Origin of the sequence: Fuscovulum ytuae (genome assembly GCF_029953595.1) — a bacterium.
GTDB lineage: Bacteria > Pseudomonadota > Alphaproteobacteria > Rhodobacterales > Rhodobacteraceae > Paragemmobacter > Paragemmobacter ytuae.
This window is the reverse complement of the sequence record NZ_CP124536.1, coordinates 1-14,823: the sequence shown is the minus strand read 5'-3', so window position 1 is coordinate 14,823 and position 14,823 is coordinate 1. Positions and strand designations below refer to the sequence as shown.

14 protein-coding genes are annotated in these 14,823 nt (G+C 61.6%); 5 read left to right on the top strand and 9 right to left on the bottom strand.

Annotation, left to right across the window (positions count from 1 at the left end; all coding sequences use genetic code 11):
* Positions 1 to 15: 15 nt before the first annotated feature.
* Both QF092_RS18705 and QF092_RS18700 read right to left on the bottom strand, forming a co-directional pair.
* Entirely contained in the window at positions 16 to 957 is a 942-nt protein-coding gene (locus QF092_RS18705) for a substrate-binding domain-containing protein (RefSeq protein ID WP_281470287.1), read from the bottom strand.
* Between the two features lie 144 nt (positions 958 to 1,101).
* Positions 1,102 to 2,121, bottom strand: a complete 1,020-nt coding sequence (locus tag QF092_RS18700; protein WP_281470285.1) for a sterol desaturase family protein — start codon at positions 2,119 to 2,121, stop codon at positions 1,102 to 1,104.
* A gap of 296 nt (positions 2,122 to 2,417) precedes the next feature.
* Here QF092_RS18700 and QF092_RS18695 point away from each other — a divergent pair, with 296 nt between their 5' ends.
* The 3 genes from QF092_RS18695 (at position 2,418) to QF092_RS18685 (ending at position 5,177) form a co-directional block, all read left to right on the top strand.
* Positions 2,418 to 3,440: a LacI family DNA-binding transcriptional regulator gene (locus QF092_RS18695; protein WP_281470283.1), complete on the top strand. Its 1,023-nt coding sequence runs from the start codon at positions 2,418 to 2,420 to the stop codon at positions 3,438 to 3,440.
* A 76-nt stretch (positions 3,441 to 3,516) separates the two neighbouring features.
* Entirely contained in the window at positions 3,517 to 4,491 is a 975-nt protein-coding gene (locus QF092_RS18690; protein WP_281470281.1) for an aldo/keto reductase, read from the top strand.
* Positions 4,488 to 5,177: a creatininase family protein gene (locus tag QF092_RS18685; RefSeq protein WP_281470279.1), complete on the top strand. Its 690-nt coding sequence runs from the start codon at positions 4,488 to 4,490 to the stop codon at positions 5,175 to 5,177. Before QF092_RS18690 ends, QF092_RS18685 begins: the two co-directional genes overlap by 4 nt.
* A 72-nt stretch (positions 5,178 to 5,249) precedes the next feature.
* On the opposite strand, the gene QF092_RS18680 is transcribed toward QF092_RS18685, so the two are convergent.
* Positions 5,250 to 5,654, bottom strand: coding sequence for a single-stranded DNA-binding protein (locus QF092_RS18680; protein WP_281470277.1), 405 nt, complete (start codon positions 5,652 to 5,654; stop codon positions 5,250 to 5,252).
* A gap of 437 nt (positions 5,655 to 6,091) precedes the next feature.
* On the opposite strand from QF092_RS18680, the gene QF092_RS18675 reads away from it, so the two are divergent.
* Entirely contained in the window at positions 6,092 to 6,409 is a 318-nt protein-coding gene (locus tag QF092_RS18675; RefSeq protein WP_028030788.1) for an H-NS histone family protein, read from the top strand.
* A 119-nt stretch (positions 6,410 to 6,528) separates the two neighbouring features.
* Entirely contained in the window at positions 6,529 to 7,623 is a 1,095-nt protein-coding gene (locus QF092_RS18670; protein ID WP_281470273.1) for a Fic family protein, read from the top strand.
* A 147-nt stretch (positions 7,624 to 7,770) separates the two neighbouring features.
* Here QF092_RS18670 and QF092_RS18665 read toward each other — a convergent pair whose 3' ends face one another.
* From QF092_RS18665 to repA, 6 genes are all read right to left on the bottom strand, one after another.
* Positions 7,771 to 7,935, bottom strand: a complete 165-nt coding sequence (locus tag QF092_RS18665; RefSeq protein WP_165496653.1) for a hypothetical protein — start codon at positions 7,933 to 7,935, stop codon at positions 7,771 to 7,773.
* Positions 7,936 to 8,327: 392 nt separating this feature from the next.
* The gene (locus tag QF092_RS18660) at positions 8,328 to 8,801 is read right to left on the bottom strand and encodes a hypothetical protein (protein WP_281470270.1); all 474 of its coding nucleotides are present in this window, start codon (positions 8,799 to 8,801) and stop codon (positions 8,328 to 8,330) included.
* Positions 8,802 to 8,902: 101 nt separating this feature from the next.
* Positions 8,903 to 11,074, bottom strand: a complete 2,172-nt coding sequence (locus tag QF092_RS18655; protein ID WP_281470267.1) for a ParB/RepB/Spo0J family partition protein — start codon at positions 11,072 to 11,074, stop codon at positions 8,903 to 8,905.
* Positions 11,075 to 11,252: 178 nt separating this feature from the next.
* Entirely contained in the window at positions 11,253 to 12,464 is a 1,212-nt protein-coding gene (gene repC / locus QF092_RS18650) for a plasmid replication protein RepC (protein WP_281470379.1), read from the bottom strand.
* 182 nt (positions 12,465 to 12,646) lie between these two features.
* Positions 12,647 to 13,639 (bottom strand): plasmid partitioning protein RepB, encoded by a 993-nt coding sequence (repB, locus tag QF092_RS18645; protein ID WP_281470265.1) that lies wholly within the window; start codon positions 13,637 to 13,639, stop codon positions 12,647 to 12,649.
* Positions 13,639 to 14,823, bottom strand: a complete 1,185-nt coding sequence (gene repA, locus QF092_RS18640; protein WP_281470263.1) for a plasmid partitioning protein RepA — start codon at positions 14,821 to 14,823, stop codon at positions 13,639 to 13,641. The genes repB and repA overlap by 1 nt, the downstream gene beginning before the upstream one ends.

Genomic DNA, 14,823 nt, shown 5'->3' with positions numbered 1-14,823 from the left:
GCCCCGGTCAGGATATCAGCGCGTGCCGGCAGCGACACCGGCAAGGGCGGCATCGATATTGGAAGAGTCGACGATGGCCGGGCCGGTCAGGACCGGATCGGTGGCAAGATCGGTTCCCCAGTCGATGGCCGAAGCGAGCATCGTAGTGGCAAGGAAAGATTGCAGGTAGGGCTGCTGGTCAATTGCCATCGCCTGCTTGCCGTTCTTGATCCGGTCGAGGACCGATGCGTTCATGTCGAAGGTGCCCAGCTTGACCTTGTCGGCGACACCGGCCTGCTCGATCGCCATGTTAGCCGCATCTGCCACGCCTGCGGAGAGCGTGATAACGGCATCCACCGACGGATCCTTCAGAAGTTCGGCCTTGATGGCCTCTGCCGTGCCGGCAGCATTGCCGTCAAGGTTCGCCGGAAGCGGCAGACGGACGATCTCGGCCCCGTTCGCTTTGGCACCTTCTTCGACACCGTTGCAGCGCGTCTCAAGGTTCACGGCCCCCGGAACCTGGATCACGCACATGATCTTCTTGGCACCGGTCTTCGCCAGATATTCACCACCCGCGATGCCGGCCACCTTCTCGTCGGATCCGAAGTAGTTGATGCCCGAGATGGCGTCCTTAGAGTCCGCACCGGAGTTATACATCATGATCTTGATGCCCTGCTTTGCCGCTTCCTGCAGCGCGGGAACCTGGGCGTCCGGCACCCAGACCGGGATGGCGATCCCGTCAACGCCTTGGCTGACGGCGGTATTGATCAGGCTGACCAGATCTGGTCCGAAATTGTCGTAGTTCGGAACCGTCAGGTAGGTCACCGTGCCACCATTCGCCTGAACGACCAGCGCAGCATCATCAACGCCTTTCTTGACCACGTTGAAAAATGCGTCTTGAGCCGAACCTGCGATCACCGCGATGTCGGCAGCGTTCGCCGCGACAGCGGTAAGGGAGAGTCCTGCGGTTGTGGCCATCGCCTTCGCAAGGGTAGTCAGTTTCATGGGGTTTCCTCCTCCTGTTGGCCGTCGTGTTGCTCGACGGGGCTCCCATTGTTGTTGGCACGGGATCGTGCCGGTCACGGCGTGGCCTACTCCTCCGCAGGCCATCCCGGTATCTCGTCAGTTCGGGGTGTTCTCGGCTTTGGCGTTCAGCCGGGCCTTCTTCTTCTCGAACCGCGCCTGCATCAGAGCGTCACCATCCTTGGTGCCGTCATGCCAGGTGCCGAACCAGCGGTCGAAAGGCATCAGCCCATCCGAGTAGTTCACCTCGAAATACTTGTGATGCAGGTAGTGAGCATAGGCATGCGTGCCGAAGGCGCTGTCCTTGCCCGTCTCGATCTTGTCGAAGCCGATATGGCCAACGACCGCGCCCGTTCCCGTCACCTGCAGGTGATACATGACAAGCAGGGGATGCGACGGCAGGATCAGATGGATCAACACGTCAGACCAATAGAGCAGATGCTCCACTGGATGCATCGACAGCGACGACCAAGGCGAGGGGTTCACCGAATTATGGTGAACCGAATGCACCCACTTGTAGAGCGGACCCTGATGGATGAGCCAATGGATGCAGAAGAAGTGCGTCTCGTGTATCACCGGAACCAGCAGACCAAGGATCACCAGTGCCCACGGATGGTCGGCGAAGGTCGCCCAAGGCCCCCAGCCGATGGCCCAAAGATGCAGCATGACGATCTCATAGGCCGTCCAGATCGGAACGCCCGTGCCGAAACTGCGGATGATGTTGTCGATGTTCTGGCTGCCGAACATGAACACGTCCGACTTCCGATCCGCCGGAAACAGCCCGTTGAACTTGAAGCGGTTCCCTTGAGCGCGCTGCTTGTAGAGCCGCATCTCCAGCGCACCGTAAAGGACGAAGACGATCAGGGCGTTGCGCCCCAGAATGTAGGCCATCCACTGCCAGTGGAGAGCCGCCAGCGTCTCCTTCGACGGGGTCGCATAGAACCACAAGACTGCGCCCATCGCGAAGAACAGCACATTCCACGGCAGGAAATACGACGGCAACCACGACAGGAACTTCAGGGGCCTGGGCGGCCAGATAAAGACCGGCGCACCTTCCAGACGATCGTTCGGGGTGAAGTCGCCCCGCTTGTTCTTCGTGCCGTATTTCAGTTCGTCCATGTTCCTTCACCCATCAGGGTGCCTCTTCTCGATCAGGGCAAAAGAGGGCGAGGCAGCGTCGACACAAACCTTTTCCGTCCACAGAACCGCATGGTTCCGCGTGATGGATCCGAGGCGTCCCGTGCCTCGCGGTTCGATAGTTTCCCCTGTCAGGCACCCTCCCGTGCCTTTCGACGGGAGTCATACCAAGGCTTGACAGCTTGTCGCATGTCGCGTTGATTGAAAACAATCAATGCAGGCCATGCCTTTGACAAATGACTGAAATAAAAGAAAAATCACCATGGCGAAAAGTCCGCTTGGCTGATGTTGCAGAGCGTGCGGGCGTCGCTCCGGCGACCGTTGACCGAGTTATCAACGAGCGCGGGAACGTCAGCGAAGAGATCAGCCGTCGCGTCCTGACCGCAGCGCGCGAGCTTGGATTGAAGCGGCTCCTGCCGTCGACCCACCACCGCATCCTCCGCGTCAACGTCATCCTTGCCCGCCCCGAACGCCCGCTCATCACCCGCATGGGGGTCGAGATGCGCCGTCTCGGCCAACGCCTCGATAGCCGTATCTCGATCCACCGCACCATGCTGAAATACGAGAGCCCCGAAGCCATCGCCGAGGCGATGGCGCGTCCTGGCTTTGATGCGGTGATCGTCGATGCGCCCGACCATCCCCTGATCCATTCAACCATCGCGGATCTGTCAAAGGCCGGCCACCCGGTCGTCACTATCATCTCTGATGTGCCGGACTCGGCCCGCCTCGCCTATGCCGGGATTGACCACTACAAGGCCGGACGGTCCGCAGGGTATTTCCTTGGTCGCATGACTCCGCCGACGCGGCCCGGCAAGGTGATGATCCTCTGCCACCATATCGGCTTTCAGGCCCATGCCGAGCGCATCCGTGGTCTGACAGACCATCTTGCGGCTGAGGTCCCGCATCTTGAACTTGCGGAAATCGTGCGCGGTGGTGACGATCCTGTCGTGTCCGAGGCGAAGCTTCGGGAAGCCTTCAAGCGCCACCCGGAAACCGTCGGCATATACAATGCCGGTGCAGGTAATCGCGGTGTGGTCGCAGCGATGAAGGCCGACATCCTTCCCAGACGCCCGATCTTCATCGGCCACGAACTGACTGCCTTCACCTACCAATCTCTTCGCGAAGGAACGATGACCCTGACCATCGACCAGAGCCCCGAGATGCAGTCGCAATACGCGCTCGAAGTCCTAATGAACCATTTCGGCTTCGAAGGGGCGAGCCATGCGGAACCGCCCTACACTTCGAATGTACCCTTCCTGCTCTACGGCCCGCAGAACCTGCCCGACACACCACCGGCCTGATTGAATCCCATCAGAACGACGCTTCCAGACTACGCCCTCCGCCCCCTATCCCCACGGAATGCAGGGAGGGCGCGCGATGAGATACAGGGATTTTGGCCGAACCGGATGGAAAGTGTCCGAGATCGGCTTCGGCGCATGGCAGATCGGCGGGCAATGGGGCAAGGTCGATGATGCGGCCTCGATCCGCACCCTGCTTCATGCCTTCGAGCGCGGCATCAATTTCGTCGATACAGCCGAACTCTATGGCCACGGCCATTCCGAAACGGTGATTGGGCAGGCGCTGCGGCAGTGGAAAGGCGGCAAGATCTACGTCGCGACCAAGGCCCAGCCCACAGTGTGGCCGAACCCTGACGACCCGGCCCCGCAACTGCGCGGGCGCTTCCCCGAATGGCATCTGCGAAGCAACGTTGAAAACTCTCTCCGTCGTCTCGGTGTCGAGCGCCTCGACCTGTTTCAGCTTCACAGCTGGGGGCCGATGGGCCACCGCGAACTCGATTGGCTTGAAACGCTCAACGACCTGCGGGCTGAAGGCAAGATCGACCAGATCGGCGTCTCGCTCCGCGACAATCACCCCGAAGAGGGCGTGATCCTTGCGCGGCTTGGCCTCGTCGCCTCGGAACAGGTGATCTTCAACATGTTCGAGCAGCCACCCCGCGACGCACTATTCCCCGCGGCCAATGACAGCGGCACCGCCATCATCGCCCGTGTCCCACTCGACTCCGGCTCCCTCGTCGGAAACTGGACCACCGACAGCTACGATCGCTTCGAACCCAGCTCCCAACCCCACCAGATGTTCCGCGGCGACCGCTTCGCCGAAACCCTGCGGCGGGTGGAGGCACTCAAGGCCGAAGTCACTCCCTACTTCCCGACGCTGGCAGAGGCGGCGATGCGCTACGTCCTCGCCCACGACGCGATCAGCACCCTGATCCCTGGCATGAAATCTCCCGAGGAGGTCGACATGAACGTCCGATACTGCGACGGCGCGGCCTTCCCCGACGACCTGTTGGCCCGCCTGCCTAGCCATGCATGGGTCAGGAACTTCTACCGATGACCAGGCAAATCGAACGCCTCCGCCCGCACCAGATCAACGAGGCGCTGCAAGAGGCATCCTTAATCTACCTGCCCCTCGGCACGATCGAATGGCACTGCCACCACCTGCCCGTTGGCCTCGACGCCCTGACTGCCCACGGCCTCTGCCTCCGAGCAGCCGAGCGGACCGGTGGCCTCGTCTGGCCCACACTCTACTACGGCACAGGTGGAGATCACGGTGACTTCCCGTGGACAGTGATGATGCCAGACGCGACAGAGATCGAGGCGCTCCTCACATTCACCCTCCGCCGACTGCGGGATCTCGGGGTGAAGCGGGTGGTCCTGTTCTCTGGCCACTTCGCCGACACCCAGCTCGAAATGATCGACCGCCTCGCCTCAAATTGGAACTTGCGCAATAGTCAGCCAAAGGTCGTCGCTCTTTCCGTCAATCGCGCCCTCATTCCCGGCCAGCCGCCAGACCATGCGGGGTTGTTCGAGACGACACTCCTCGACGGGATCGCACCGGGTCTATCGGACATCAACCGACTGAGTTCCGACCCTGACACGGCGCATCGCTTGGATCCGCAATCACCGTTGTGGGGCATCGTGGGCACAGATCCACGCCAGCATGCGGTGATGGAGCCTGCAGAACTGGTCGAAAGAGTTGTCTTGTGGATGAAAGGTTCGGTGCAGACCGCCGCAAAATGACCGGCTGCTAAGAGCCGAAAAAGACGATACCCGGCGGGTGTCCCGCCGGGCCCGAGGGGGAGACCCCGTTCCTCAGAACGGGATCTCGTCGTCGCGGTCGACCAGCTCGGGGTTTTCGTTCTCGGCCGACTTCGGACGGCTCAGGAAGTCGACCTTCTCGGCGATGATCTCGCAGCCGTAGCGGTCCGTGCCGGTTGCGTCGGTCCACTTCGTGTAGTGGATGCGGCCGTGGACGAGGACCTTCATGCCCTTCTCGCAGTGCTCCGCGACGGTCTTGCCGAGACCGTTGAAGCAGGTGATGCGGTGCCATTCCGTGTCCATGACCCGGTAGCCGTTCTCGTCGCGCAGGACGCGACCTTCCGAGAGGCGGGGGCGGGAGGTGGCGAGGCTGAAGTTGGTGATCTTGCTGCCGCCCTGGGTGGTGCGGACTTCGGGGGTCTGGCCGATGTTGCCGGCGAGGATGACGATGTTCTGCATGCTAAGCTCCTGTGTTTCCTGTCCCTGGGACCGTCCCTTCGACAAGACCCGGAAAAAGCCTGTCGGCTGAGGCGTGCACGGGAGACGGAACGTCGACCGGAAACCTCCAGAGGGCCGGGGTGGAGCGGGCAGGTGACGCGTTTCCTCAGAAACGCTAGCCAACACGGCCCGGACTGACGCGGGGTTGCGCGCCAGAGGCCGAACAGGCTTAGGGGATTGTCAGTCGAAGGGATGGCGCCGGGGATAGGGGCGACCTGGGGCTCTCGCTGAACTCGGCCTTCCTGGCCAAGGCAACGGAGTCAAAGCATCTTCGAAACCACCGACCCGGCGGCTCAAGCCAACTTCATCCCCTTGCCTATCGCGCTAACCTCCGTGGGAGTTGCGATGTTGCGACCTGACGGCTATCCCGAATTCATCATCCCAGACACGAAAGCCCAATGGCTGATTTCAATCTCGAGGCGATGTCGCTCAAGGAACTGCGGCAATTGCAGAAGGACCTCGCCAAGGCGATTTCCACCTATGAGGACCGTCATAAGGCCGAAGCCCGCACCAAGCTGGAAGCAATCGCCAAGGAGATGGGCTACTCCCTCGCCGAACTGATCGGTATTGAGGTGAAAGCCACCCGTGCGCCGGCCCTCGCGAAGTATAGGCACCCTGAGAACGCGGCCCTCACCTGGTCGGGCCGGGGCCGGAAACCGCAGTGGTTCGCAGACCACATCAACGCCGGCAAGGACCCGAGCGCTCTGGCGGTCTGACGGAGTTGGGTGACCCCGCCCGGGCGAAGCATGGCCCAAGTTAAGGAAACCGGTTTTTGCTGACACGACTGTTCGATCATGTTAGAAAAACGACGATTTCTTAACACGACGCGGAGCACATGTTAAAGCCGACCTATGCCATTCCCGCCCTGCCACCCCCGGCCGAGATCGAAACCGTTCCGGTCCTGAAGGCGCTCGCTCGCGCCAGCCGCGCGCTTGCGGATCTGAAGGGTCAGGCCAAGACCATTCCGAACCAAGGCATCCTGATCGACACGCTGGCTCTTCAGGAAGCCAAAGCTTCGTCGGAAGTCGAAAACATCGTCACAACGCAGGATGAACTGTTTCAGGCGGATGTTTTCCCTGACGATCCGCAGTCCCCGGCGGCCAAAGAAGTAGCGCTGTATCGCGACGCTCTGCGGCTCGGATACGCACGCTTGGGCGAAACCGGCGGCCTGATCCCAAATTCGGCGCTCATCGACATGTTCCGCTTGCTGAAGGGCCGCAGCGATGGCTTTCGAGTGACACCGGGTACTGCCCTCAAGAACGAGCAAACAGGGGAGATCGTCTTCGTCCCCCCCCAGGATGCGCACGAAATTGTCCGCCACATGACGGCGCTCGAACGGTTCATCAACGACGATGAACTCAGCGATCTCGATCCGCTCATCAAGATGGCTTTGATCCATCATCAGTTCGAAAGCATCCACCCGTTTCCGGATGGCAACGGACGTATCGGGCGCATCCTCAACGTACTTTATCTGACCAGAACGGGGTTGCTCGACATCCCGGTGCTCTACCTGTCGCGGTTCATCACCCGTAACAAAGCGGACTACTACAGGCACCTTCAGGCGGTGCGCGACACGGGCGATTGGGAACCCTGGGTCATCTACATGCTGGAGGCCGTTGCAGAGACTTCGGCCACAACAGTCGAGATCGTCACCGGCATCCGACAGCAAATGGCGGACGTGAAGCATCGGCTACGTGAAAACTTGCCGAAGATTTACAGCCAGGAACTTCTGAACAACTTGTTTCGTCATCCCTACACCCGGATCGAATATCTGCAGAACGATCTGGATGTCAGTCGGCAGACGGCCGCGAAGTATCTCGATACTTTGGCTGAGCAGGGCTTTGTCGAAAAGCATCGCTCTGGAAAGCACAACTACTTCATCAACGTCGCCCTGGTGAAACTCTTCCTCGACGTTTCGGGCGGACCGTAAACTCGACACCGGGCGTTCGGCTCCTTGGGCAGTCGTGCCGACCTCCGCGTCGGCTCAGATTTCCGGGCCACCGAGAGGTCTGAAAGCCGAACGGACCGGATCGGGGACCCTGCCCCGATGCCGAGCTCTCGGGACAAACCGTGGGCCTTATGCCCACGGGTCGACCTCAGCGATCACTTGAACCTCGTCGCCGTCGATTTCATCGGCGGGGACGGCGCCGAAGGTACCATCGCCTGCCTGGAAGACGACGATCGAGACCATGAGCGTGGCGGCAAGGGAGGCGGCGAAAGCGTAAGCATCTTTGCGGGACATCTGTTTGGCTCCTGTCTTGGAGGCGGGGGACCATCCCCCGCGCGACAGGACCCCGCAGGCCCGAAGACTGGCTGACATCACCGGGTGCGTTCGGCTTGCCCGAATGCACCCGGCGGCACGGGCATGCCCGTAGTCCGACCCCTCGCGGGTTGATCTCGAAGACGGGATTCGGGGCAAGGAAGGGAATGGCGAGCGGGGGATGGTCCCCCAACGTCAGGAGCCGATTGTCCCGCTGATGCTCGGAACGCCGCCAGCCTCCCGGCCAGGCTTTTAGTTGAAGACCTCCTTCTTGGGGGATGGATCCCTTGGTGCCCCCGCGGCATCGCGGGACGAGATTCATGTGGTCGGTGAGAGGCCCGCCCTTTGGCAGGCCCCTCACGCCTTGTCAGGGCTCAGGCGGCCAGGCCCGCGCCCCCTGCCCTCTCGCCGTCCTCAGTGCCGACGATTTCGAGGCGAGCGTTGCGATAACCTTCGCGGGCGATCCAGAGCTCGGCAGCGGTAACGGACTCCGCGAGATGCAGCAGTTCGGTATTCCCACCGAAGTCGAGGAGCACGCGGACCTGCCCGGCCATCGGTTCCTCGGCCACCTCGAAAATCAAGCGGCTGTCGGCCGAATGGCTGCGCATGATGGTGACGAGGATGACCCCGTCCGAGGAGAAGTTTCCCTCATGCAGCGTGAAAGCGGCCGGAGCGGTCCAGGTCGGATAGACCCGCGGCGGTTCCTTCTTCACGAGACGACCGACGCCGTTCGAGCGCTCCCAGGCCGCGAGCTTCTTGGTGAAACGTGCCGGCGGCTTGGGACTGCCGTCAGTGTAGCGGATCAGCGCCCCGAGAGGGGCTGTGTCGATGATGTTTGTTGCAGACATGATTCTTCATCCCGAATGCGAGTATCCGCATTCATCATATTGATATTACTGTATTTTGTGAGATTTGGGGCGGGTTCGCCCGCCCCCCCGGATGGCTCAGATCACTCGGCTGCCATCATCGACGCTGCGCTGTCCGGCAGATCGGCAGTCAGGAAGGCCGGGAGATCGACATCCTCGGGCTCGCCCGCGTCCTCCCCCTGCCCTTCTCCGACCGCCTCGCCGTCGAACGCCACCAGATCGGCCCGGCGCAGGACCTCGGGCAACCAGCCGCTGCCCTTGAGAAGCCGCTCGGCTTCGGTAGCCATCTCGCCCTTCTTCAGATGATCGAGAAGCTGCGCGGTCCCCTCCCCCTTCGCCTCACGCACGGCCTCGAGGATACGGGCTTTGGGCACACGGTTGAGATAGCCATCGACCGTCGGCTCCCAGCCCGCTTCGACCATGTCGAGATCGACGGCACGCGCCACAAGATCGGCATGGGCCATGCGGCGGGTCAGGCCACTGGCGGAGATGCCCGCCCCATAGGGGTTCACCTTCTCATGGAGCGCGTTGATCCCGAAGCTGAGGCAATGCGCCAGCAGCGCCAGACGGCTGCCCTGGTCGAGGACCGTCAGATAGTCCCAGAGCGCGGCATCATCGCCGAGAGGCAGATCAGCCTCCCAGGCGGCGTGACGCTCGTCGACGAGCTTCGCCACGACGCTGTCCTTCAGATCGGGCGCCTGGGCCGACATGTAGACGTGACGCACCGAGGCTTCGAGGCAGCTGCCCATCGCAGAGGAGGTGCGGAAGGTATCCGTCACCAACTTCAGGAGCAGGAGCGTCAGAGCAACGTCCGGCGAACGCCCGATGGCCTCGCGCAGCGCGAGGGTCCGGTGGGCGGTCAGTTCCATGACCAGCCGTTCGGGCAGCGGCTTCAGCGCGCCGTCATCTTCCTCCTCCGAACCGTCCGAGCCGATCGGCTGACCACCCGAAGTGATGACGGTGCCGCCGACAGAGGTCCCCGAGGGTTTCCAGCTGGAAACACCGACATCACCCCCCTGCCCCATGGCATCCGCGCCATCACCATCCTGGACTGCGGTTTCCTCGCGCGGCTCGTCCTCGGGCCGGACATAGCCACGATAGACCGCGAGACTGCCGTCCCGATCCAGCGTGACGAAGACGCCCGCGCGCCCGACCTCGGCCGGATCGTAGATCAAGGGTCGCTGCTCGAGCGCTTCCATCGCCATTTCGAGCTGACCGAGCCGCGCATCGATCTCTTCGGGGTATTCGTCCTGACCGGAGTATTCCTCTTCCAGCGCACGATACTCGGCGAGAAGCGAAGCGTGGGCCGCGCTTTCCTCGTCGGTTGTCGGCGCAGGTTCACCGGCGAGACGCCGCAGACCGTGGCTGTAGCCATAGGGCAGGTCGGCTGCCACCTCGATCCACTTCCAGCCTTCGGAAACGAGCGCCTCGGCTTCAGCCTGAAGCTTCTCGGCAACCAGCCGGTCGAGGAGGGCAGGGTCCTCGAGCCAGCCGCCATCATCTCCCTGGAAGAGATCGCGCAGGACGACACCGCCCGCCGCCTCATAGGCATCGACACCGACGAAGACCGCGCGACGATCTGAGGCCCTGACCGAGGTCTCGGTCAGCATGCGCCGGATGGCATAGGGCTCCTTGTTCCAGGAGTTCTTGATCGCCTCCCAGACCTGCATCTGACGCGCGTGATCCGGGTTCACGGTAAATGCCATCAGTTGTTCGAGCGTCATGCCATCCTCGGCATAGACCTCGAGCAGGGCAGGGGTCACGGAAGCGAGTTTCAGGCGCTGTTTCACGATCTGCGGCGTGACGAAGAAGGCCGCCGCGATCGCTTCCTCGCCCTGACCCTTCTCGCGCAGGGCCTGGAATGCGCGGAACTGGTCGAGCGGGTGCAGGGTGACGCGCTGCATGTTCTCCGCGAGCGAGTCGTCCTCGGCGAGGATCTCCGACGCCGCATCCCGCACGATGCAAGGGATCGGCGCGGTCTTGGCCAGCCGCTTCTGCTTCACCAGCAGCGACAGCGCCTGGAAACGACGGCCGCCGGCCGGGATCTCGAACATGCCGGTTTCGACCCCTTCAGCATCGACCACGGGCCGGACGTTCAAGCCCTGCAGCAGGCCGCGCCGCGCGATATCTTCGGCCAGTTCCTCGATCGAGACGCCTGCCTTGATGCGCCGTACATTGGACTGGCTCAGCACGAGCTTGTCGAAGGGGATGTCCCGCGACGGGGACAGGACGACGTTCTGGGCTGCTTTCGCCATCAGATCTTCTCCACGACGGGCGCCGGAAGCCACTCTCCCGATCTCACTTCCCGTCACCCCTCAAACCCCCAGCCTTTCCCTCTGTCTGCTGGTTGCTCATCATACGGCGCAGAGAGTTCACAGCTGTGAACTTCGTCGAGCGGGGCACCGACGGGGAGAATGTTCACAGCTGTGAACATCACGCCGCGTTTCGCCGGGACATCAGCGCCATGACCATCGGCCCGCAAGAGAACTCGCCCGCCGCCGCCTTCGATGTCAGCGCACGGAGGTATCCGCCGGGCGATCTGATGTCGGCAAAGCGTTCCAGCATGGCGACAACAACGATCGATGCCTGCTCGGGCCCCATGAACCGTTGCGCTTCTTCCCAAGCAGACGCACTGATCCCCATGGCCGGCCGTACATGGCAAGCCGCGGTGAAAAGCTGATGCCAGTGGCGGATGTCGCCCTGGTAAAAGGTTTTGAGCGACGGGCAGCCCGCGATCACCAGATGGAGCGGGATCTTTGGCATGCGTCTTGTGTCCGCTTCTTCCACGTCAGCACCAGGCGCATCCGTTTCAACATCTGGCGCGCCGGCCGCCGCCCCGCCTTTCTCTAAGGCAGGTTCAAGATCTATAGATTCTTCGTTTGAATTATGATGGTGACGCTCAAAACTGGCATCATTGGTGTTCATTTCTTCTGTTTCAGGGCCATCAATGACGTTGCGTGCATGATCGAGAAGAGCTTCGAGCTCTGCTCGGTATGCCGAGAGCTCCTCGAGCATGAGCTTGCGACGCAGGGCGCGCGCTGTCAGGACAGCCTTGTCGCGTAGTTGGTCCCAGAGGCCAAGACCTGGCTGGATCTCTTCTCCAAACTCCGCCAGGGCAGCAAGATCGCGCCGCATGAGGCTCACGACCTCCCGCAGCCGGCGCACACGGTCCTCGGCCTCACGCACGGCCTCTGCGGCCCGTGCCACCTCTTCGGACCGGCAGTAGAGCGGCGAGAGATCGAAGCCGAAAGCCACGCGCTCTTCGCCATGCTTGCGGACATACCTCTTCCCGTTAGGACTATCGCGTCGCATGAGCAAGCCAGCGTCCACCAGGCGGGCAATGTGCCTGCGCATCGTGGAGCAGGCCATGCCGTTCAGCCGCTCGCAGATTGCCTTGTTGGACGGGAAGACGACCATTTCTGCGTTCCCGCCAAGCGCATCATCCGGAAAGAAGCTCAGAAGCCCCTGCAGAACGGTCAGATCGCGATCAGAAACGCCAAAGGCGGCCTGCGCCTTGGACAGCTCGCGAAGGAGCTCCCACTTGTTCACGGGCTTGCCCGGAACAGACGCCTCAGGCCGCTCGACCACGCGCAGATGGGCGTGCGAGATCGGCCGCATAAACGGCGAAATCGGTGTGTACTCCATGATGTCATTCACGAAGGCATAGAAAAGGTGTTCCGCGAATCACATATGACTTGCGGTTTGCGCACCGGCCCACTACCTTGAAAGTGCTAAGATCAAAGTTGGGGTCTCGTGGAGCGCAAGCTTTGCGGGACCTTTTCTTTAGCCTGTACCGTGCCTCCTTTTTGTTGCTGCTCTGCCTCTCTTCATGTCTCGCCTTTCCAGCGATCGTGAAGCTCTTCGAGGACGTCCTGCGCGCGGGCATCAAGCCACTCCGCAAAGGCATCATCCACATCCGTCAGGTCCAGGCGAAGCGCCCGGCCAGATCTCTTGATAGCGCCCACGGGCGTGCCATCGATCACAAGGGCAGTGGTCTTCGATTTCGGCTTCTTGCCGAGCGTCGAGCTCACACTCTTTTTTACGTGCCGCGCAACGGCCTCAAAAGCCGCCACCGAAGGATCAACCTGCGGATCCTTATCCGCCTGTTCGTTCGCGGCCGCCTTGGCGCGAACATCAAGAGCAACTCGGGAAAGATCGTCGTTCTCGATCCGGCTGTCGGCAAGCTCCTTGGCCAAAGCTTCCCATCTGGGACGGCCGACGCCGTGCGCCGGTCCGATTGCATGGGCCAGTGCAGTTCCGATCGCCTTGGCAACCGAGATCGACATCGATACCGCCGAACGGGTCACGTTGAGCACTTCGGCAATCTGTGCCTGCGAGCCAAAGCCACTATCGAGCAGTTCCTGAGCGAAGAGGGCACGCTCGATGTAACTCAGGTCACGTCTACCAGTATTCTCTGAAACCTGAGCGCGGAGTGCCGCCGTATCGTCCAGGTTAGCGATGAGGGCGCGAACCTTGCTCACTTTGTCGGAGGCACGAATGGCCTCAAGACGGCGGCGCCCATAGACGAGGAGATACCGATTGGGGTCGGTCGCATGGCGCCGAACAAGGATGGGCACAGTCTGCCCGTTTTGTTCAATCGACGCGCGAAGGTCGTGCACATCCTTTGGGTCGAGGCGATCCGAGTATCGCTCGTCTTGGATCTCAGCCGGATCGAGCTCCCAAACATGGTGAGCATCGACAGCATCACGCGCCGACCGCAGGGCCCGATTGCTAGACATCATGCTACCAGGGGCAGGGGGCGTCCCCGCCGCTGCAAGACTATCCAGCATGGACATGCGCTTCTTCTTGCTGTCGGTCATCAGCGCCCCCAAGTCTTCTGAATGAGCTGGGCAATCTCGTCGTTGACCGCATTCAGGCTTTCAATGGCCCGGTCATAGGTTGTCCGGGTGAACGCGCTGCGTTCGACCTCGTAAAGGGTCTGCTTGGTCAAACCGGCATCTGAGATGGCCGTCGACTTGAGCATCGGCGCGTTCAAAACCTTGTCGCCGTACATCGTTCGCAAGAAGGCGACGATACGGTTCTGCGGTGCGTCTGTCGGCTCATACCGGGTCAAGAGATACCGCATCCAGTCATGCGACATGTCGGCCCCACTGTCGGCAATGACGTCCATCAGGTCAGCCGTCATTCTGAGGAACTGGCTCATCGACATCACGTCGAGCATCTCGGGATGGATCGTAACGAGAACGCCTGTCGCGGCCGACAGCGCGGACATGGTCAAGAACCCCAGTTGCGGAGGACAGTCGATGACGACGACGTCATACCGCTCATCGACCTGCGCCAGCGCCTCCTTCACACGGAAAAAGAACAAACCCGCGTTGCCGCGAGAAAGCGCCCGCGGCGTCTCGTGCTCGAACTCCATCAGTTCGAGATTGCCAGGAATCAGATCGAGGTTCGGGATATATGTCTTGCGGATCACCTCGGCGATCGGAACCGGGTCTTCATAACGGATCGCATCGTAGAGCGTGCCGCCGTCCAGCAGGTCAAACTCAGGCTGAACCCCATGCAAGGCCGTAAGAGAAGCCTGCGGGTCTAGGTCGATCGCCAAGACTCGGTAACCCTTGAGAGCCAACCGTTGAGCGAGATGCGCCGAGGAGGTAGTCTTTCCAGACCCCCCCTTGAAGTTCATCACGCCGATGATCTGAAGATGGTCACCGGCGCGACGACCGGGCAGGTAATCTCCAGGCTTTCGAGCCGTTTTCTCCAACAAAATTCGTAAGTTATGGATATCGTCAGCAGAGTAGTGCCGCCGGTTCCCCGATGAAACTTCCGGCGACGGCCCCTTGCCATCAAGGTGGAGCTTCCTGAGGTATGAATCGTTGACGCCCAGCAGAGCAGCTGCTTCCCCAGAGGTGAATTTGCGCATAGACTTGGATGCGTCGGGCGGAAACAGGCTCTCACGCTGCGAATGCAGTTGCGCCGCCAGCACCTCAGAATGCTGACGGATCACAGCGTTCAGGTCTTCCTGTGTATCGGCTCTGCTCAT

What these genes read in the sequence shown, in the direction of transcription:
- QF092_RS18700 (WP_281470285.1), bottom strand. Translation starts at nt 2,121, where the DNA reads ATGGACGAACTGAAATACGGCACGAAGAACAAGCGGGGCGACTTCACC.
- QF092_RS18660 (WP_281470270.1), bottom strand. Translation starts at nt 8,801, where the DNA reads ATGTCTGCAACAAACATCATCGACACAGCCCCTCTCGGGGCGCTGATC.
- repC (WP_281470379.1), bottom strand. Translation starts at nt 12,464, where the DNA reads ATGGAGTACACACCGATTTCGCCGTTTATGCGGCCGATCTCGCACGCC.
- QF092_RS18675 (WP_028030788.1), top strand. Translation starts at nt 6,092, where the DNA reads ATGGCTGATTTCAATCTCGAGGCGATGTCGCTCAAGGAACTGCGGCAA.
- QF092_RS18685 (WP_281470279.1), top strand. Translation starts at nt 4,488, where the DNA reads ATGACCAGGCAAATCGAACGCCTCCGCCCGCACCAGATCAACGAGGCG.
- QF092_RS18680 (WP_281470277.1), bottom strand. Translation starts at nt 5,654, where the DNA reads ATGCAGAACATCGTCATCCTCGCCGGCAACATCGGCCAGACCCCCGAA.
- QF092_RS18665 (WP_165496653.1), bottom strand. Translation starts at nt 7,935, where the DNA reads ATGTCCCGCAAAGATGCTTACGCTTTCGCCGCCTCCCTTGCCGCCACG.
- repB (WP_281470265.1), bottom strand. Translation starts at nt 13,639, where the DNA reads ATGACCGACAGCAAGAAGAAGCGCATGTCCATGCTGGATAGTCTTGCA.
- repA (WP_281470263.1), bottom strand. Translation starts at nt 14,823, where the DNA reads ATGAGCAGAGCCGATACACAGGAAGACCTGAACGCTGTGATCCGTCAG.
- QF092_RS18705 (WP_281470287.1), bottom strand. Translation starts at nt 957, where the DNA reads ATGGCCACAACCGCAGGACTCTCCCTTACCGCTGTCGCGGCGAACGCT.
- QF092_RS18690 (WP_281470281.1), top strand. Translation starts at nt 3,517, where the DNA reads ATGAGATACAGGGATTTTGGCCGAACCGGATGGAAAGTGTCCGAGATC.
- QF092_RS18670 (WP_281470273.1), top strand. Translation starts at nt 6,529, where the DNA reads ATGTTAAAGCCGACCTATGCCATTCCCGCCCTGCCACCCCCGGCCGAG.
- QF092_RS18655 (WP_281470267.1), bottom strand. Translation starts at nt 11,074, where the DNA reads ATGGCGAAAGCAGCCCAGAACGTCGTCCTGTCCCCGTCGCGGGACATC.